Genomic DNA, 19,273 nt, shown 5'->3' on the forward strand with positions numbered 1-19,273 from the left:
GCCATTGTGAAGTTGTTCGTTTATCAACCCATTATTGACAGTTCGCTGATTGAAACGGTGGATCAGCACGCACTGATCTTCGTCACGAGCCTTCGTTACTCAACGGTGGACTCTGTCCGGATGACGAACTGGTGGGTAAGGAACTGATCACGTGACCTCAGCGGTTAAGTGAGGCGTAAGCCGCCGAACCACACCGCCGAACCACGCCGACCACTGTGAATCATCGACGTCTATTCTCTATCGACGTCTCCTTGAGAATCCTGGAGACGTCAAAGCGTGTGACCAGTCCTTGGAGCTGGCCGGTCTTTTTGCCATCGGTCGTGATCAAGCAGGCAACAGGTCCATCGGCAGAGCCCAAATCACTGCAGACTTCGTGGACAGGTGTGGTGGGTTTGTAGAACTTCTCCTTCTCGTTCTCCTCAGCACACTCTAAGATCTCTGCAACGGTGACTTTCTCAGCCATCAACACTCCGTCGATATCGATGTGCTTGCTGACCCAGCGCGCCATGGCATTGGTGGTGAACAAGCCGATGTACTGCCTACCGTCATAGACAGGCATCTGGGAGATGTTGTATTTGATGATCTCGGCAGCTGCATCGGCCAATGAATGATTGGAGGACAGCACATCAACGTCTTTGATCATGTGGTCCTTCACCTGTGGTGCCTGCCTGATCTGTTTCTCTAAAGTTTCGATGAGCTCGACTATGTCTTCGCGCGGTATCGCAACAGGTTTCCCCTGTTTGCGGTCACCGTGTTGAATTGCGTTACGGAGGTCGGCCAGTGTTCTCAGCAAACTGAAGTTATTCTGGACGACCGGATCTTTCCGATCCTTGGCAGTGCGTATTGCTTCACCGATGCCCTTAAATTCGCGGTTGTACCTTTTCGAGAGGATCTCCACAATCTCCTCGACAGCGGAAAGGAATCGATCAAGCAGTTCGTCGGACTCGAGGGTTGGCGTCACAACATAACCTTTCGTCAATGACATGTGGTCATCCCATTATCTGACTTACGCATCTGAACACTCGACCAGTGGAGATCCGTCTGGATCATTGAGTGTTCGGGTCTTGGCCTAACCCGTCGCGCGGACTCACCGTTGAGACGTGGGAAACCCTCGTGCAGCTGAAGGAGGAAGGCGTCATCACCCACGTGGGTGTGTCGAACTTCCGTCCCGAGCAGCTCACCGAACTGCACGACGCCACCGGGGTATGGCCGGTGATGAATCAGATTCAGCTTTCCCCTGCGCTGGCCCGCAGTGAGGCTGTCCGCTTCCACGCCGAACACGGCATCGTCACTGAGGCGTGGGGCTCGCTCGGTATGCGTGAAGGCCTGCTCGACCAGATTGTCGTTCACAAGATCGCTGCCAAGCATGACGTCGACCCACACCAGGTGGTGCTGAAGTGGATTGTTGATCAAGGCATCATCGTGATTCCCAAGTCGAAAGACCCGCAGTGTCAGGCCTCGAATGCCACCTTCAACTTCGAGCTGGATGACGATGACCGCGCCCTGCTGGCCACGCTTGATCTCGGAGAAGAACACGCGTGGGACAGCCGCGAGCACGAGGAATGGTGAGGTTTGTCCGCGAAGACCGCAGCCCGAGCGGCTCTGGCGATCGCATCGATCGAAGCACCTGCACAGACGGAATCGCCAACGGAATAATTCGCGGCGCCCAGGCATTTGCGTAGATAGAGGGCCAACTGGCAGAAAGCTCGAGATCTCAGAGATGTTGACCCGCGCGAATAAGAGGACTTTTCTCTTTGGAGATGACAAATATGACTGAGTTCAAGACTGTAAGCATCCTCGGCGGCGGCGTTCTCGGATCACAGATCGCCATGCAGGCCGCATACCACGGCAAAGACGTCACCATTTACGATGCCTTCCAGGAATCGCTCGATAAACTTCCCGCGCGCTGGGACTGGATGCGCGCCGGATACGAAGAAGACCTTGAGGACTTCACTGCCGACAAGTTCGATGAAGCTCTGAAGCGGATCTCCACCACCACTGATCTCAAAGAGGCAGTTTCAGACACGGACATCGTCATCGAAGCAGTCCCAGAAAACCTTGAACTCAAGCGCGAGACGTGGGAAAAGGTGGGCAAGCTGGCTGATGAGCGAACCGTGTTTGCGACGAACACCTCGTCGCTGCTGCCGTCGCTCTTTGCTGACTCGTCCGGCGCTCCCGAACGCTTCCTTGCCATCCACTACGCCAACCGCATCTGGAAGCAGAACCTCGCCGAAGTCATGGGAACCCCGAAGACGGACGAAAAGTTCGTCGAAAAAGCACTGAAGTACGCGGAAGAAACCGGCATGGTTCCCGCTTACGTGAAGAAGGAAACCCCCGGCTACTTCCTGAACTCGATGCTCATTCCGTGGCTGAACGCAGGCAAAGACCTGTACATGAATGGAGTCGGCAACCCCGAAGACATCGACAACGCCTGGAAACTCGGAACAGGCAACCCCCGCGGTCCGTTCGAGGTCTACGACGTCGTCGGCTTCCACGTTGCCTCCCACATTGCCCGCAACTCCGGCACAGAGATCGGCAAGGGCTTCGCCGACAAGCTCCAGGAGGCCATCGACGCTGGATTCAGCGGCGTGGCTGACCGCAAGGGCTTCTACGTCTACGACGATGCCGGCAACATCACCGGCGCAAACGACTTCTTCACGAAGTAATGCGCTGAGCCCCAGTTGCTGTTTCTGCTGGGGCAAGAAGAAGCGCAGACTTCCGACCCTTCTCGGGGGAGCCGGCCCCTGGGCTTGACCTACCATCTGCGCGGATGAATCCGTGCCACAGACCCCTAATACAGATGGCATAAAGGTCTGGCGGTTCGATGCCTGTCGAAAGGGTGGGAAGCGAACGGCCGGCCGGGCTTTCGCCCGACCGGCCAGGAGAGAGTCAGTGCAGGAACTCCTGCGCTTTGCTTAGATTCGGCGACCAGAAATGATTACGGCCACTCCACCGACTGCAAGCAGTGCGATGCCAGCAAGCCCAACTGCCAGACCGGTCGCACCGGTGCGCGGCAGGCTGCCGGAGGCAGAGGAGCTCGGCTTCGTGCCATTGTCCTGTGAACCTGAAGTTCCCGAGGTGCCGGGCTTGTCAGCTCCAGGAGCTTCCGCACCGGGCTTCTGGTCTTCAGGGTCCTTGGCATCCGGCTTTCCCTTGTCGTTTTCGCCTGCTTCAGGAGCCTCTTCGGGGTCCTTAGCGTCCGGTTCGTTCCCTTCGGGGTCCTTGGCTTCAGGGTCCTTAGCCTCGGGGTCCTTGGGCTTGTCGCCGTCATTGTCCGGGGTGCCGGGCTCGTTCACATCGGGATCCTTAGTCCCGGGTTCTTTGGCGCCCGGATCCGTCGGCTTGTCGTCGCCGTTTTCCGGTGCTTCGGGCTCGGTCGGGTCCTGCGCTTCGGGGTCCTTAGCCTCGGGGTCCTCGGGTTTGTCGCCGTCGTTGTCCGGGGTGTCGGGTGCTTCGGGTTCGTTGGCTTCGGGATCCTTCGGGTCCTGCGGTTCCGGATCCTTGGGGTCGTTAGCCTCGGGATCCTTGGGGTCGGTCGGCTTGTCGCCGCCGTTTTCCGGGGTGTCAGGAGTTTCCGGTTCCTTCGGATCCTGCGGTTCGGGGGCTTCCGGTTCCTTGGGCTCTTCTGCCGGGAACAGCGAGTTCTTCTGTTCGTCGGTGAGGTTGATGTTGGAGCGGTGGAGGACGGTGTCGTCGTTCGGGTTGCCGTGGGCTACCCATACGACGGTGTCGTAGTCGGTGTCCTTGTTCAGTTTGTCTGCTGCTGCGGTCGCCTGGGCGTCGAGCTTGCCGTCCTTGATGTTGCTGCTGGGAATGTACTCAACGGCAACCGGTTCCTTCGACGACTTTTCAACGGCAGCCGACCTAGCGGACGGACGTGATAGTTCGATTTCGCTGTTCTTGACCTTACGGTCGACAATTGCGACGTAGACACCGTTGGCATCCCGACCAGTGCTGGCCTTGGGCAGCACGCCATAGCCTTCGCCGGTCACATTGACCGTCAGGCCCTTGTCAGAAACAGAGGGCGTGCTCTTAGTGGTGTTCTTAATCGTCTCCTCATCGACCTGCGGTTCAGGCTCTTCGGCCGTGTACTTCACGGTGATCTCAGTGGGCTTCTTGCGTGGGTCCGCAGCTCCGCCGGATGTGTACCAGTACTGGGTCTGGCCGGTCTGTACGTTGTAGTCCACCCAACTCTTGGGGAATGAACCCCAGCCGTCTTTTTCTTTGTTCTGGTCTGGCTGTCCGCTGTCGATGCCCTCGTAGTCCGGGGTGACGGTGAAGCCGTTTTCATCGAGCTCAACCTTGTTGTTTTCGAAGTCGGCGATGGTGCCTTCAACGGGGTTGAGCTTTTCCCACTTGGACAGGTCCTCCATGTCGGTGCCGTAGCCGGAGAAGGTGCCGGTGAGCTTGCCCTTGCCGTTCTTCACCTCGAGCTTCGGGTCACTCACCGACCAGTAGGTGTACCCGGAGTAGTACACCAGGGTGAACGAACCCTCCCACTGAATGGTTCCAGAATTCGTTTCAGGGTCGATTGTGCCTTTGCCACCGGAGATCTCAACGAAGTTGCCCGATCGCTTGGCTTTGTCGCCGTTCCACGTGTTGAGCCTCTCGCCTTCCGGGGTCTGGCACTTGTTGTCCCACGTGATCGGCTGTGTGCCGCCATCAGCGGTAGGCCGCAGGATCTTGACATTGCCCTCTTCCGGGCTGAAGAGCTTCTTAGCTTCGGCATCTTCCTTTGACCACGGCGAGGACTGCCCGGCATCGCCGGATACACCGGCGGACAGGAAGTTGCATGTGCCGGGAGCATAAGCGCCCGCACCGGATTCGGCGTTGATACCCCAGCTGAAGACAGCGTCCGAAACATTGAGTTCTGCGGCCTGGGCGGGGTGCGCGGACAGCAGACCGGCCCCGCCCAGCGCGAGTGCCACGCTTCCGGCCAGGCAGGCGCGCCAATTGCGGCGCGAAGGCGCGCTCGATGATGACTTCATTGTTCTCCTTGTGGACTTACGTCGTGCGTACAGTTCGCAACTGATTTACGAGAAACTAACTTGACCTAAAACGTTTAGGTAAGGCTATCCTTAGTGACAGTCACCCTGTAAGTCAACTCACGGTTTGGTGAATGTTTGTTGAGTGCCTCAGGCGCACCCGAACAGAAAAGGAAGCAATGAAACTCAACTCTCGAGCGTGGCGCCGGGCTGAAGAGCCCGGTCGCCCAGGAGGCCTGAATCGGGCTTTGCGCCGTATGCCTCGCCGAAGAAAACGGCGTGCCGCGGCAACCGCAGCGGTGCTCGCCGTTGGGCTTTTTCTGTGGAACAACGGTTTCCACAACGTCGGCACCCTCAATGTCGCGCACTCCCAACAGTGCGTACCCCCGCCGGCAACCTCGGCGGCGCAGCTTCCGAACATCCCGGATGTTCCCAGTTCCGAAAAACGTCCGGTCAGCAAGATCCACGGCCCGACCACTGCCTACACCCAGGCCTCCGAAATCCGGCCGATTGCAGATTTCGCAGATCAGCAGCAGACCCTCCCGGTGACTGTCACCTCGGACGATGGCCCCGAACAGACGGTGCGTGACACCTCGAGAATTCTGGCGCTCAACCAAAACGGCGGTTTGGCCGCCGCGGTTGTCGGCCTGGGTCTGGGCTGCAATCTGGTCGGCCGTGATGTTTCCACGCAGATGTCGTCGCTCATGCCGGGCCAGAAAGAACTTCCGCTGGTTACCCAGAACGGGCACGAACTCAACGCGGAGGCAATCCTCAATCTGGCACCCACAGTGGTGCTGACCGATTCGACGATTGGTCCCTATGACGTTCAGCTTCAGCTGCGCAATGCCGGCATCCCGGTGGTGTTCATTCCATCGGCGACAGAGGACGGTGTGCAGGGCGTCAGCCCGCAGATCGTTGCGGTTGCCAAAGCGCTGGGCCTGCAGGATGCGGGTGAACAGCTGGCCAAGCGCGTCGATAAGGAAATCGCCGAAACCCAAAAGAGAATCCAGGCACTCGCACCGGACAATCCGGCGGACCGTCCGCGCACGGTGTTCCTGTATCTGCGCGGCGATATCTACTACTGGTTCGGCAAAGGCTCCGGCGCAGACTCTCTGATTCAGGCAATCGGCGGACGTGATGTTGCGACTGAAGTCGGCTTTGCGGGCATGTCACCGACCAACGCGGAAGCCCTGGTGAAGGCCGCCCCGGACGTCATTTTGGTCATGACGAAGGGCCTGGAGAGCGTCGGCGGCATCGACGAAGCCCTCAAACTGCCGGGCATCGCGCAGACTCCCGCCGGCAAACACCGTCGGATTGTCGATATGAGCGACTACGAAGTCATGAGCTTCGGCCCACGCACCGCGGAGGTCATCGCCGCCCTGGGCACCGCGGTTCACGCCCCCGAATACGCCTACGTCCCACAGGAAAAGTCCGCTGAAGCGGACGCCTAAGGAGAAAACCCTTGAGCACTACTCATTCCAGATCTGCTGAGCGTTTCGATGCGCCCGCACCTTTTGCCGGTTCGCCTTTGGACGAACAGCGCACGAGGCGCCGCTCCCGTTCTGCTTCTTCGGCACCTGCCGCCCGGGTTCCGGGGGAGGGACGCGGTGAGAAGCCTTCCGGGAGGGTGTCGGCTGCTCGGGTGACCACCGTCTTCACGACTTTGGTGGTTCTGCTTCTTGGCGGAACTCTGCTTTCGGCCATGTTGGGTCAGCTCTACATTGCGCCGAAGGAAGTTGTGGGTTCCGTTCTGCAGTCGGTGGGCATCAACTGGCTGCCCGGTCCGTCGCACGAATTCGGTGCTGAGGCCCTGTGGGAGGTGCGCTTCCCGCGGATTGTTCTGACGGTCTTCGTGGGTGCTGCCTTGGCTATTGCCGGTGCTGTTATGCAGGGCATCTTCGGCAACCCGCTGGCTGAACCGGGCACGATCGGAGTGTCTTCCGGTGCTGCCGTCGGTGCGTCGTTTGCGTTTCTGCACGGCCTGAGCTTCCTGGGCGGATTCACGGTTCCGTTCCTGGCGTTTGTGTGCGGTCTGGTCACAACGATCGTCGTGTACGTCTTGGCGCGGTCGAACGGCCGGACGGAAGTCGTCACTTTGATCCTCACGGGTGTTGCGGTCAACGCGATTTCCGGTGCGCTCATTTCGTTCATCGTGTTCAAAGCCCCCACGCAGGCACGTGAGCAGATCGTGTTCTGGCAGATGGGCAGCTTCAACGGCAGCCGGTGGGAACAGGTTGCGATTGTCGTTCCGCTGGTGGTCGTGGGAATCGGCCTGACGATGTTTCTGGCCCGGGGCCTGGACCTGGTGTCTCTGGGTGAAAAGGCGGCCCGCCACCTGGGTGTCGATGTTGAGCGTCTGCGCTTGTACGCCATGGTCCTGTCGGCTCTGCTGGTCAGTGCTGCGGTTGCGTTTGTCGGCATCATCGCCTTCGTCGGTCTGGTGGTTCCGCACCTGATGCGCATGCTGTTGGGACCGGGCCACCGTCTGCTGCTGCCGGCATCGGTGCTCGGCGGCGCGGTGCTGCTGACCTTTGCCGACCTGGCTGCGCGCACGCTCATCGAGTTCGCCGACCTCCCGATTGGCATGCTGACCGCGCTGATCGGCGGACCGTACTTCTTCTATCTGCTGCGCCGCAGCCGTCGTGAGGCAGGAGGCTGGGCATGATCGAAAAGCTGCGTCGCAGCCGTGAAAGCCGTCTGCCGGAAGTCCCCGCACCGGGAAGCACCGTGCTGTCGGTGGACCAGGTGACGGTGTCCTACGACGGCGAAAGGAAGGTACTTGAGGGGGCCAGTCTGGATGTCCGGGCGGGCGAGGTGCTGGCTCTTGTCGGTCCCAACGGCGCCGGGAAGTCCACACTTCTGGGTGTCATCACCGGGGATGTTGAGGAAGCCTCCGGGTCAGTCACCATCAACGATCACCCGTCCTATGCCTGGAACACCCGCGAACTGGCTATGCGCCGGGCTGTTCTGCTGCAGCAGGTCGATGTGTCCTTCCCGTTTACGGTGTTGGAGGTCGTTGAAATGGGCCGCGCCCCGTGGCAGCGGACGCAGGCGGCAGCCGATGACGACACGATCGTGTCCGCAGTCCTGGAGCGCACGGACACGAGCCGCTTTGCTTCCCGCACCTTCACCTCGCTGTCCGGTGGCGAGCGTTCGCGTGCCGCTTTGGGCCGCGTCCTTGCGCAGGCCGCCCCGATTCTGCTGTTGGACGAACCGACAGCGGCTATGGACATCCGCCACCAGGAGCTCGTGCTGACGATTGCCCGTGAATACGCGGCCACCGGCTCCGCTGTTGTCGTGGTTCTGCACAGCCTTGATCTGGCCGGCGCCTACGCAGACCGAATTGCCCTGCTCAACAACGGCCGCATTGCCGCTGACGGCACACCGGAAGAGGTGCTGACGGCCGAGCGGATCAGCGAAGCCTACGGCCATCCCGTCACTGTTCTCACCGACCCGGTATCCGGTTCACCGCTTGTGGTGCCGGTTCGCCCTTCCAGAAAGGACATGTCATGAATCAGCCTGGACACGCACCGGGCAGCCGGAAGAAGCGGCTGGGGCTGCGGCGGTTGGCTGCCGCGGCTGCCGCTGTGCTCATAGGCGGCATGGGCGCTTTCGCGAGTGCCGCTGTCAGTTCCGAACCCGCCCAGGCGGCGGCCCGGGTTTCCGTGTCGGGGACGCCTTCTGTTGACGGCACCTCGACCCTCAAACTCTCCGGCAGCGGTTTCCAATCGGTGCAGAACGGCTTTGGCGGCATCTATGTTCTGTTCGGTGTTGCCGAAGGCACGTGGCAGCCCAGCAAGGGCGGCAAGACGGGCACAAACCTGCGCTACGCCTATGACGATGAATCGAATCCGGTGGGCTATCAGCTGTTCGTCACGTTCCCGGGATCGTCAACAGCTCACGCTGCCAACGGCGGCACACTGAAGGCCGACGGAACATGGTCAGGCGAAATCATCCTGCCGGGCGCTCGCTTCACGTCCTATGACCGCGAGCGCAATCCGGTCGATGTTGACTGCACGCGTGAGCGCTGCGGCATCATCACGATCGGCGCGCACGGCGTGGCGAACGCCAAGAACGAAACCTTCACGCCGATTGAGTTCCCTGCTGCCGCAGCGGCTGGCCAGTCCGGCGGCGAACAGCAGCAGAACAACGGCGCATCCGGCGCGGCAGCCGCACCGAAAGCCAATGCGCAGAAGGACAACAAGGACCAGAAGAACGCAGACGCCCCCGCCGCACCGGCACCGGGAGCAGCGGGTGGACAGCAGCCGGTGTCAGGGCCCCTGCTGGAGCCCGATCAGGTTGATGCGATCAACACGAACGCCAACCGCATGGTGTTTCTGCTGATGATCGGGGTTGTTCTCGCCATCTGTGCGGTTGCCCTGGCCGTGGGAGTCGGTTCCTACATGGCAGTGAAATCGCTGCTTCTGGGTGTCAGCCCCGAAGCATTGGAGCGCGTGCGCACGCGCAGGGCTAAGCGCGCTATCGCGGCAGAGCACAAGCGCGAACGCAAACTGCAGAAGTTCCGCGTGAAGCAGGATGCGCGCACCCGCAAACGCGAAAGGGCAGCCGATGCCAAGATCGCCCGCGCTGACATGGAAGACGCGGGAGTGCGCTATCCGGTCATCGCCCAACAGCACTCCTACGCTCAGCAGCCCGGTGCACAGGACCAACCTGCGGCCGGACCCATGCGGTTCTTTGAACTCATCCACAACGACGCAGGGGCCACCGGCAGCCACACGCAGCGCCAGGCGGCGGGCGGTCAGCAGGTGCATTCCGAGGGCACACCACCCGGTGCTGCAGGAGGAGATTCCCCAACGCTCGTCATGGATCGCCTGCTGGGCGAAGCAGATGCACGGGAGGATCAGCGATGAAGCGCACAGCAATAACCCTGGTGGCAGCCGCGGCAGCTTTTCTGCTGTTCCTCTTTGCTGCGGGTATCGCAATCGGCACGGCAGCTTTTGCATCGCCTGCTGACAGCGCGGAAGGGTCCGAGGCTGAGTCGTCGAAGCTGAAAATCTCAGACGCCGCCCTCACGTGGGGAATCAATGCAGAATCCGGCTCAGGTGCGTATCTGCCCGGTTCATGCAACTTCCTTTCCGCAGGTGTGGCAGGCGACAACGGGGGATCCTCGTTGTGGCCGAATGACGCCGAAAAGCGCGGACTGTTCAAGGCGAAAGACGGCAACGTGGAGATTCTGCGGCCCACCGCTGATGGCGGCACGCAGCCGATCACGTGGGACAACAAATGCCAGACCCCGGAAGGCAAACGCGTCAACACCTCAGGCGTGAACTCTGGAAACTACGTCCAGTTCTCCGGCGGTAAGGGAGAAGTGGACACCGCTGCGAACACGGGCACCATCCAGTGGGAGGGTTCGTTCACCCTGGTGTACTACTCCGGATACACCTACTGGTCGGTGAGTGATCCGAAGCTCGAGGTGAAGAACGGCAAGGGCAAGCTCACCGGCACCTTCTCCGGCTACGGGACCGACATGGAGGACCTATCCAAGTGGGAAAAGCTCAACCCCGTTGAAGGCACCATCGCCGACTTTGAAAACAACACGGTTGAGCTCGATGAAAACGGCTTCACAGTCACCCCGGACTACGAGGGCATCGACAGCGGACAGCCAGACCAGAACAAAGAAAAAGACGGCTGGGGTTCGTTCCCCAAGAGTTGGGTGGACTTCAACGTACTGACCGGCCAGACCCAGTACTGGTACACCTCCGGCGGAGCCGCTGATGTGCGCAAGAAGCCCAGCCCGCTGAGCGTGTCGTTCACGGGCACCCCGATCGTGCCCGAACAGCCTCCGACTGATTCGCAGCAGCCTAAGCCGAAACCCGACACCGGGGGAGACAGCGAGGAGAAGCCGGGCGGCACCTCGTCAGAAGAAAAGAAGCCATCGAAAACCCCGAAGGGATCAGACGCGACCCTGTTCTGGGCGATCAACAAGGAAAGCAGCGCCGGTGGGTTCGCACCCGGCACATGCAACTTCCTGTCCGCGGGCGTGTCCCCGGACAACGGCGGAGCGGTTGTGTGGGACGCACCCGGAAAGCTGTACAAGCCCAGCGACGGCAACGTGAAAATCGAAAAGCCCGACGCATCCGGCAAGTTCCACACCGCAACATGGCAGAACAAGTGCGATGACCGCTACGGCGGGCGAGTCGTGGCAGCGGACAAGAACTCGCACCACGAATCGCGGTTGAACATGGGCGCCGGAAGCATTGACTTCGAGGACGGCGGAATCACTGCCAGCTGGGACGGCGGATTCACGATCGTGTTCTACTCCGGCATGACCTACTGGTCGGTCGCCGATCCGAAGCTGACCGTCACAAAGGACGGCAAGGGCGAGCTGACGGGTACCGCATCCGGCTACGGCGCAGACATGGAAGACCTGTCGAAATGGGAGAAGCTGAAGTCCGAAACCATCACACTGGCCACATTCTCCGGGCTCGATGTGGACAAGGCAGTCAAGGACGGCGGATTCACCGTCACCCCCGACTACCAGGGAGTTGAATACGAAGCCGGCGGCGGTCTGACGCCGCAGGACCGCACCGGAAGCGAATGGGGTTCATTCCCCAAGAGCTTTGTCGACTTCAACGTCAAAACCGGGCAGAGCTCCTACTGGTACTCCTCGGGCGGAATTGCAGACGCACGCAAACCCGCGCTGCCGCTGACGGTTGCCTTTGACAACAGCTTCGAGCCCCCAGCGTCAGAACCGGCCAAACCTGGTCAAAGCGCTGCCGGTGCAGGCGCGACCGGTTCAACCGTGCCCGGCTCAAGCACCGTCGGCGGGTCCGGTGTTGGCGGCCCCGGCGCTGCCGGATCCGGCAGTGGGCCCGGCGCTCTGCCGCAGAGCCCCAATGCTCAGCCGGCAGACGTGGAAGACAAGACCGCTTTCGCTGCCACCGCAGCCGAAGCTCGCCGATCCGAAGGCATGGGCTCAATCAGTGCGAAGAGCTGGGGGCTTGGCGGAGCAACCGCAGCCGCCGGCATCGCGGCAACCGTCGGAATCGGCTGGCTGCTGCGCAGAAGTATCGGGCTCGACCCGAGCACCTGGACCTAAACCACTTACAGACAAAAAGAAAGAAACCCGGAAACCGGGCCAACACCTCGTGGAGGAAACATGACCATCACAGTCCCACCCGCGGAAACCGCGTCATTCTCACAGCGACTGCGCGAAGAAACCCAGCGCGAACACAGCGCGGCCGAATCCGAGCGCTTCATTGTCGATCTCATGGGAGGAAAACTCGACCGCGAAGCCTACATTGCGCTGCTGGAACAGTACGCAGTGCTGTATCCGGCACTGGAATCGGCTGTGCAGGCCGCATCATCGGGTTCGGTGCTCGCAATGTTCGACCACCCCGGACTGGCACGCACGCAGGCAATCAATGACGACCTCGACCAGCTGCTCGGCACTGACAGGAAGCCGCCGGTGCCGGTCACAGCAACGCGCCTGCTGGCAGAGCGCTTCCAGTCTGGACTTGAGCCCGAACAGCTGCTGGCCCACCACTACTTGCGCTACCTGGGTGACCTGTCCGGCGGCTTGGCGATCGGCAAACTGGTCAAGCGGCACTACTCGATCGAAGACGAAGCACTCAACATGTGGCGCTTCCCCGGAATCGACAAGCCGAAGCTGTTCAAGGACGACTACAGGGCCAAGCTTGACGCTGTGTCGCTGAGCGAAGCACAGCAGGAAGCTCTCATCGCCGAAGCCGAACTTGGCTTCCGCCTGAACAAGGCGATCTTCCGCGAACTCGGAGCAGCGCGCGGACTGTGACCGCTCCCAGCTGACAAGCGTGGTGGGTGTCGAGGTGATGAGCGCTTTGGTGCTGTAGCGCTGCTTCGCCGCGGCGTGCCCCGCTGGGGCCCCACCCCCATACAAAGAACGAGGTGCCGCTCACCTTCTCAGGTGAGCGGCACCTCGTCCTTTTTTCTGTGTTTTTGCTGAAGGGGGTTGCGCACCCCAACTTTGTATCAGTACATTATTTTATGTATTGATACGAAAGGAGAGGCGATGCAGACATTCTGGATTGTGATCATCATCGGCGTAGTGCTGGCCCAAGCTCCCTTCACGGGCGGGTTCGGCAAAGTGAACACCAAAGAAATCGATAAGCACGCAGCCAAACAGGGACTCCCACTTCCTGGTGATCTTCGCCCAGCGATCACCGATCGGCTGGTCAGCCGCGAAAGGTCATCGCTCCTGTGGTCGATTGGGGGCCTGCTGATCGGCTTCCTCGCAGTGGCCCTCCTTCGGATCATTGCCGGTTGGGATAACGGAGAAGCCGTTTACGCACCGCTCATTTTGGGTGGGCTCGCAGTGGGAAGCGCCTTCGGCAGTCTGCTGCCGGTGCTGCGCACGACGCCCCTTGCCGAAGACCGCCCACGGGTGGCCCGAGCAATACACACAACCGTGCCGGACTACGTCAGCAAGAGCGAGGTGATCTGCTTCTTCCTGGTCCCCGCATCACTGGTTATCAGCACCGTTGGAATGTGGGTGCTCGCCGCCAAAGTTCCGCACATGCCAGCTGAGTTCGACGGTCGATTTGCTGCTCTGACCGGGGCAAACAGTGTGCTTCTGGCCATGTGGGCCGTCATGTTCTACGCCGCTCACAAACTTGTGGCAAGCCCGCAGCACGCAGGGAACGACCTCGAACTGGCATGGGATGACGCAGAACGCACAACAGCTCTGCGCGCACTGGGTGACAACGCCGTGGCCATGGCAGTCGTCGCGGCAATCTTTTCGCTGATCAGCGTTGTTGACGTCGTATCGCGCCCAGCTGTGCGGGAAGGCGCAGAAAACCTGACAATCACGCTCGCCTTCGCAGCTTTCATCATCGGCCTTGTTGCTGCGGCGATGGTCACCCTGCCCCTTCTGCCGGGACGTCTGAACCGCACCCCGTGGCGCAAGCTGTGGCCGAACGCGCCGGCTGAGATCAGCCGCACCTCGGAAGCCGGCGCACCCGTCAACCAGAACCCAGCCGCCGGCGAACAGGGGGAGGGCAAGTAATGCTGCGCATCGACCCCAAGAGTGATGTTCCGCCGTATGAACAGCTGCGCGATCAGCTGATGGCCCAAATCGAGTCGGGTCAGCTGCCGCCGGGGGCTCGTCTGCCGGCAGTGCGTCGCTTGGCCGGTGACCTTGGGTTGGCCCCCAACACCGTGGCCCGCACGTACCGGGAACTTGAACGCCGCAGCTATGTGCGCACGGCTGGCCGAAACGGAACGATCGTTACGGAAGACACTCCCGATGACACCGATCCCGCACTGGAAGCCTCCCGCGCTCACGCCAGGGCACTCAGCGCACAGGGCATCGACGTTGACGCGGCAGTCCGACTGCTGCAGCGGGCCTTCGCGGAACTGAAGAAAGGCTGACCGGCCGGACTGACCGCTGGGCCGCAGGCCGTAGCGCCTGCCGCGCCCACTGCCGGACCGCCCACCCCAACACAAAGGACGAGGTGCCGCTCACCTGAGAAGGTGAGCGGCACCTCGTACTTTTCGCTTTCTGTGCTTTTCCTCAAGGGTTGTGCGCGCCACCAGCGGCGTATCAGGTCCTTGTTTAGTGTGTGTTGTTACGGAAGGAGCAGCGATGCTGATTGTCTTGATGGCCATCGTCATCGGCGCGATCATGGCCAGGTCCCCGATCACGGGAGGTTTGGCAAGGGCTGTGGCCGAACTGAGTCGGCCCGAACACCGGTGAACAGGGGGTCGGGAAGGTAACGCTTCGGACTGCCTCGATGCTGCACGCTAATGACTGCAGGTGGGCCTGATGGAGCCAGTCCCAGAATCCAGGTGCAATATCGAAGGCGTAGTAACGGTTCTTAGCTTCGATGAGAACGTTGGCGTCCAGGAGGTACATCAGGCCACTCCCAATTCTGTGGCCAGGTTCTCGAAAGTTGCGTGTTTCTTGGTGCCGAGTAAGCGGTAAGCCTCCCGGTAGGTGGTGGACCCTTCGAAAGTACTGGCGATCACCGCTTGGGCGAATTGGCGGCTAAGCCGAAGTGGCTGCGTGTAGTAGTAGTTGCCGCCGCTGCTTTTGTCGCGGCTAGCCGCGAGAATGCCGATCACACGGTTGTGTTCGTTCTTATAGCGCTCACGATAGTCTTCCCAGGTCAGCAGTTGAGCGTCGAAGATGCGCCTGAGTACCACGAGGGTGCTGACTCGGTATTTTCTGGCAAGGCGTTCTAGCTCTTCGGTATCCGCTTCACCGCGGTAGTCATCGAGGAGCGCAGTAAGCGGAACCAGCACCTCGGCGGCAACTTGGTTGCACCAAAGTTCCTCGGCTGCGCCGTGGCTGGTGGCCATAGCGGCATCGGACAGGGCGCTTGTTCCCAGCCATATGTGAGCCAGTTCGTGGATCAAAGTGAAAATCTGTGCGGCCTTGGTATCAGCGCCATTTACAAAGATCAGAGGTACAAGCGGGTCAGCCAGGGCGAAACCGCGGAACTCTTCGGGGTTGAGTTTGCGATGAGTATTCGCTCCGACCACCCCATTGACCATTACCAGCACACCGATGTTTTCGATGCGATCAATGAGACGGCGCAGGGCATCCTGCCAACTGACAAATGTGCTCCGCTCAGGTAGATCAAAGCCAAGCAATTCACGCATCTTGTCCGCCACGAGCACCGGCGACGCTTGGGTCGTTGCGGAGCCGACAAACTCAGGTGCGACTATGCCGTTGTCTTGCGCATAGGTTCGGTACCAGTCTTGGCGCGCCTGGCACAGGTAGATCGTGTCCAGAAGGTCAGCAGACGGCCGGGGGACAGCAGCGTTTCCGATGGTGCGCATGTCTGGGATAGGCACGTCTTCTGCAGGCGGTTCAGACAGAAACAACAGCCCGAAGGGGGTGTGAGTGTCCGCGGCGAACTTTTCCAGCTGCTTCAATGTCGGAATGCGGGAGCCAGAGAGCCACTCATCGAGTTTGGGCGCACGACGTGCGACAGTTTCGTCGTCCCACCCCGCTCTTTCGACTGCCCACTGGAGCAGATCTGGCGCGACTTCAATGTGGACAGTCATTCCGTCACCTCCAATTTCCACTTTCAAGTCGAGATCTGGCTCTGGTTAACAGTCTACGTAGGAGCACTGACATGAACTTTGCCGAGGAACGGCTGCGCAGAGGCGTTGTGGATACTTGGCGGTGTCTTTCAGGACTTTGTCCTTCTGCCCCCGGGCTTGCCTGGTCCGTGTGACGAAATCATGTACAGAAGAACACCGGGAACCACCACCGAGCTTTATCGTGACCGCATGAGCACGCACACACCTCAGTCTTTCCAGCCCCGAGCCAAACGTCCCGACAAATCCGACCCCTCAAGTCTCGACTTCACGACTCAGGCGGTGCACGTCGGCAATGAGATTGATCAAGGTTCGGGTGCCATTCGCACGCCGATTGTCTTGGCGAACTCCTACGCTCTGCCCGAGGACCCATCCAGCGTCAGCTGGTCCGGCACCGATGTCCCGCTTTACACCCGCAATTCGGGTGCTAACCAGCTGGCTTTGCAGCAGAAACTGGCAGCACTCGAAGGCGGCGAGGACGCTGTCGCGCTCGCCTCCGGTGTTGCCGCTTTGCACGCGGTGTTCTTCAGCTATCTCAAGTCAGGTGACCACATTGTCGTTGCCGATGTCACCTATGAGGCCACATGGCGCCTGTTCAAAGAACTGCTGCCGCAGAAGTACGGCATTGAGGCAACGTTCGTTGACGCGAGCGACCCCAAAGAAGTCGAAAGCGCCATTCGCCCGAACACACGCTTGGTGCACGTTGAGGTCATCGCGAACCCGACAACCAAGATCACTGACATCCCGAAGATTGCGGACATCGCCCACAGGGCCGGTGCCCTGTTGGTGGTTGATTCGACGTTCACCCCGCCACCCCTGTACCGCCCGCTGGAAGACGGTGCGGACTTGGTTGTGCACTCGCTGACCAAGTACATCAACGGTCACGGCGACGCGATGGGCGGCGCCGTCATCGGCAGCCGTGAAGCCATCCGTCCCATCAAACATGACGCGATGGTCGATGTCGGCGGCATCATCTCGCCATTCAACGCGTGGCTGATCAGCCGCGGCTCGATCACCCTGCCGCTACGGCTTCGCCAGCACCTGGACTCCGCCCAGAAGGTGGCCGAGTTCCTCGACGCTGATCCTCGAGTTGCCTACGTCGCCTACCCGGGTCTGAAGTCGCACCCACAGCATGAGGTCGCCACACGCCTCTTCGGAAACCGCGGCTTCGGCGGTGTTCTGGCATTCGCTGTTGAAGGAGATTCCGACACCCAGAACCGCTTCGTGGCGAATCTGCGCGTGGTTACCTCCGCGGTATCGCTCGGACATGACGAATCGCTCATCGTGCACGTCGGCACCGACGGTCCTCGCGTTGCCGCCTACCCGCCCGAGTTCCAGAAGTGGGGTCACCTGCGGTTCTCGGTCGGCCTGGAAGCAGCCGAGGACATCATCGGCGATCTCGCAGCGGCTCTCGATGCCACCTTCGGCCCCGTTTCCTGACTGACAAAGCACGAGGTGCCGCTCACCTGGGAAGGTGAGCGGCACCTCGTGCGTTTTAGGACTGGGTCAGCGGTGGGATTCCCGACCGAGTTTCTTCAGAAGCTCAGCTTCGGCATTCGGTCCCGGCTGCACACCGCCGGGCAGGCGGAGCATGAGGGCGACGCCGACAGCCAGCCACAGGCCGAACATCAGCCACGACGGCCATGCGAGCTGAGCCGACCACGGGGTGACCGGCAGGTACAGCACAAACAGGAACAGGCAGAGAACAGCCGAGATGGCACCGATGACGATGCCGCCGTTGCCCTTGCCGCCTACGCGCATGGGGCGTTCCATGTGGGGTTCCTTCTTGCGCAGCTGAATGAATGCGATCGACACGAGGAAATAGGTGATGACGATCATCGGCGAACCGGCGTCGACAACCCAGCCCAGCATTGCCGAACCGAGGAACGGCGCGATAACCGAGAGCGTGCCGATGAACAGCAGAGCGTTGATCGGGGTGCGGTAGGTGGGGTGGATCTTGCCGAACCATGCCGGCAGCATGCCCGACTGAGCAAGTGCCCACATGAGGCGGGATGCTCCCATGAGGAACGCGTTCCAGCTGGTGATGATGCCGGCCAGACCACCGGCAATGACAATCTTGCCCCACGTGGGGTGACCCAGCATGGCCGAAAGAGCATCAGCCGTGACGAGCCCGCCGTCGGCGTTGAGCGCCGCAATGTCGCTGTGCGGCATCGAAATCGAGGTGGTGAAGATGATGACCACGTACCAGGCGGCGGCCATGAGCACGGCCATGACGACGAGCTTGCCGATCTGGCGCGGTTTGACGTTGATCTCCTCGGCGGCCTGTGGCAGAACATCGAAGCCGACAAAGAGGAACGGCACGGTGGTCAACACCAGTGCGAAGCCGGTGAAACCACCGGAGAACCACGGTTCGACGTGCTTCATTTCGCCGCCAACACCCGCACCGGTGACCAGCAGCAGACCGACAATCAGCAGGAACGAAACAACGAACGTCTGCACGAGGGATGCAACCTTCACACCGCGGATGTTGATGTAGGTCAGAACAATCGCAGTGACAACGCCGATGAGCGCCCAGGTCAGATACACATCGAAGCCAGCAACATTCCAGAGGAAGATCTTTTCAATGTCCGGCAGCAGGTACAGCGCTGTCTTCGGCACTGCTACGGCCTCGAACATGACCACCGTGATGTAGCCGCCGACAATGCACCATGAACCGATCATCGACAGTTTCGGCCCCATAGCGCGCATGAGGTAGTTGTGTTCACCGCCTGCAAGCGGCATGGCAGCCACGAGTTCGGAGTACACAACACCGACAAACGCCATGATGACGCCACCGCCGGCAAACGCCAGAAGTGCGCCCATGGTCCCCGCCTGCTCGATCCAACCGCCGGCCAGAACAATCCAGCCGAAGCCGATCATGGCGCCGAAGCCCACAAACAGCGCATCGAGTCGGCCCATGGCCTTTTTGAAGATGGAGTCGTGGGAAACCTGTGTGTAGCTTCCCGCCTGTTGTTCCGGCGCGGTCATGCTGTCTCCTTTGTCAGCGACCCTCGCACCAAAGTGCGACGAGTCCGAGGGTCTGTGGAACTGTGCCCAGCAAGAATAAGGCCTTTTATGTTCAAATTCACATTGTGCGTTCTCAGCCCTGTCGGAAACCATGCAGCATCCGCCACGGGATCAGGGCAGATCCGCACCCAAGAGCGGGCAGCACTCAACGAGAGAACCGGCCAACAACACGCTGGGGGCGCCGGTGCATCAGCACACTGGCGCCCCCAGCCGTT

The 19,273-nt window shown here is 60.8% G+C and carries 15 protein-coding genes and 1 pseudogene; 11 read left to right on the top strand and 5 right to left on the bottom strand.

What is annotated here, in order from left to right; all coding sequences use genetic code 11:
• Positions 1 to 220 precede the first annotated feature (220 nt).
• Positions 221 to 961: a CBS domain-containing protein gene (locus GC119_RS05555; RefSeq protein WP_193215627.1), complete on the bottom strand. Its 741-nt coding sequence runs from the start codon at positions 959 to 961 to the stop codon at positions 221 to 223.
• Between the two features lie 92 nt (positions 962 to 1,053).
• Here GC119_RS05555 and GC119_RS05560 point away from each other — a divergent pair, with 92 nt between their 5' ends.
• Together GC119_RS05560 and GC119_RS05565 are read left to right on the top strand one after the other, a co-directional pair.
• Entirely contained in the window at positions 1,054 to 1,569 is a 516-nt protein-coding gene (locus GC119_RS05560) for an aldo/keto reductase (protein WP_151952664.1), read from the top strand.
• A 200-nt stretch (positions 1,570 to 1,769) separates the two neighbouring features.
• Complete coding sequence (locus GC119_RS05565) at positions 1,770 to 2,666, top strand: 3-hydroxyacyl-CoA dehydrogenase (RefSeq protein ID WP_151952665.1); 897 nt, start codon at positions 1,770 to 1,772, stop codon at positions 2,664 to 2,666.
• 249 nt (positions 2,667 to 2,915) lie between these two features.
• On the opposite strand, the gene GC119_RS05570 is transcribed toward GC119_RS05565, so the two are convergent.
• Entirely contained in the window at positions 2,916 to 4,988 is a 2,073-nt protein-coding gene (locus GC119_RS05570) for an HtaA domain-containing protein (protein ID WP_151952666.1), read from the bottom strand.
• Between the two features lie 176 nt (positions 4,989 to 5,164).
• On the opposite strand from GC119_RS05570, the gene GC119_RS05575 reads away from it, so the two are divergent.
• The 8 genes from GC119_RS05575 (at position 5,165) to GC119_RS05610 (ending at position 14,354) form a co-directional block, all read left to right on the top strand.
• Positions 5,165 to 6,436 (top strand): heme/hemin ABC transporter substrate-binding protein, encoded by a 1,272-nt coding sequence (locus GC119_RS05575; RefSeq protein ID WP_070576074.1) that lies wholly within the window; start codon positions 5,165 to 5,167, stop codon positions 6,434 to 6,436.
• A 191-nt stretch (positions 6,437 to 6,627) separates the two neighbouring features.
• Positions 6,628 to 7,650: a FecCD family ABC transporter permease gene (locus tag GC119_RS05580; RefSeq protein WP_019174173.1), complete on the top strand. Its 1,023-nt coding sequence runs from the start codon at positions 6,628 to 6,630 to the stop codon at positions 7,648 to 7,650.
• The gene (locus GC119_RS05585) at positions 7,647 to 8,498 is read left to right on the top strand and encodes a heme ABC transporter ATP-binding protein (RefSeq protein ID WP_062020000.1); all 852 of its coding nucleotides are present in this window, start codon (positions 7,647 to 7,649) and stop codon (positions 8,496 to 8,498) included. Before GC119_RS05580 ends, GC119_RS05585 begins: the two co-directional genes overlap by 4 nt.
• Positions 8,495 to 9,856, top strand: coding sequence for a hypothetical protein (locus GC119_RS05590; RefSeq protein ID WP_151952667.1), 1,362 nt, complete (start codon positions 8,495 to 8,497; stop codon positions 9,854 to 9,856). Before GC119_RS05585 ends, GC119_RS05590 begins: the two co-directional genes overlap by 4 nt.
• Positions 9,853 to 12,045, top strand: a complete 2,193-nt coding sequence (locus tag GC119_RS11025) for an HtaA domain-containing protein (RefSeq protein WP_226829287.1) — start codon at positions 9,853 to 9,855, stop codon at positions 12,043 to 12,045. Before GC119_RS05590 ends, GC119_RS11025 begins: the two co-directional genes overlap by 4 nt.
• A gap of 60 nt (positions 12,046 to 12,105) precedes the next feature.
• A complete protein-coding gene (locus GC119_RS05600) occupies positions 12,106 to 12,759 on the top strand; it encodes a heme oxygenase (biliverdin-producing) (protein ID WP_061941810.1) in 654 nt (217 codons plus the stop codon).
• Positions 12,760 to 12,996: 237 nt separating this feature from the next.
• Positions 12,997 to 13,989 carry a hypothetical protein gene (locus GC119_RS05605; protein ID WP_151952668.1) on the top strand — a complete coding sequence of 331 codons (993 nt, stop codon included), beginning with the start codon at positions 12,997 to 12,999 and terminating at the stop codon, positions 13,987 to 13,989.
• Positions 13,989 to 14,354, top strand: a complete 366-nt coding sequence (locus GC119_RS05610) for a GntR family transcriptional regulator (protein ID WP_019174168.1) — start codon at positions 13,989 to 13,991, stop codon at positions 14,352 to 14,354. The genes GC119_RS05605 and GC119_RS05610 overlap by 1 nt, the downstream gene beginning before the upstream one ends.
• A gap of 361 nt (positions 14,355 to 14,715) precedes the next feature.
• Here the strand turns inward: GC119_RS05610 and GC119_RS05615 are convergent.
• Both GC119_RS05615 and GC119_RS05620 read right to left on the bottom strand, forming a co-directional pair.
• Positions 14,716 to 14,838 (bottom strand): annotated as a pseudogene (locus GC119_RS05615) (DUF4411 family protein); the annotation flags it as partial.
• Complete coding sequence (locus GC119_RS05620; protein ID WP_151952669.1) at positions 14,838 to 15,995, bottom strand: ImmA/IrrE family metallo-endopeptidase; 1,158 nt, start codon at positions 15,993 to 15,995, stop codon at positions 14,838 to 14,840. The pseudogene GC119_RS05615 and the gene GC119_RS05620, both read right to left, overlap by 1 nt.
• Before the next feature lie 228 nt (positions 15,996 to 16,223).
• On the opposite strand from GC119_RS05620, the gene GC119_RS05625 reads away from it, so the two are divergent.
• Positions 16,224 to 17,471, top strand: a complete 1,248-nt coding sequence (locus GC119_RS05625; RefSeq protein ID WP_151952670.1) for a trans-sulfuration enzyme family protein — start codon at positions 16,224 to 16,226, stop codon at positions 17,469 to 17,471.
• A gap of 66 nt (positions 17,472 to 17,537) precedes the next feature.
• On the opposite strand, the gene GC119_RS05630 is transcribed toward GC119_RS05625, so the two are convergent.
• Positions 17,538 to 19,019 (bottom strand): APC family permease, encoded by a 1,482-nt coding sequence (locus GC119_RS05630; protein WP_151952671.1) that lies wholly within the window; start codon positions 19,017 to 19,019, stop codon positions 17,538 to 17,540.
• Positions 19,020 to 19,273: the final 254 nt, after the last annotated feature.

It is taken from the genome of Brevibacterium sp. Marseille-P9724, assembly GCF_902500275.1.
Classification (GTDB): Bacteria; Actinomycetota; Actinomycetes; order Actinomycetales; family Brevibacteriaceae; genus Brevibacterium.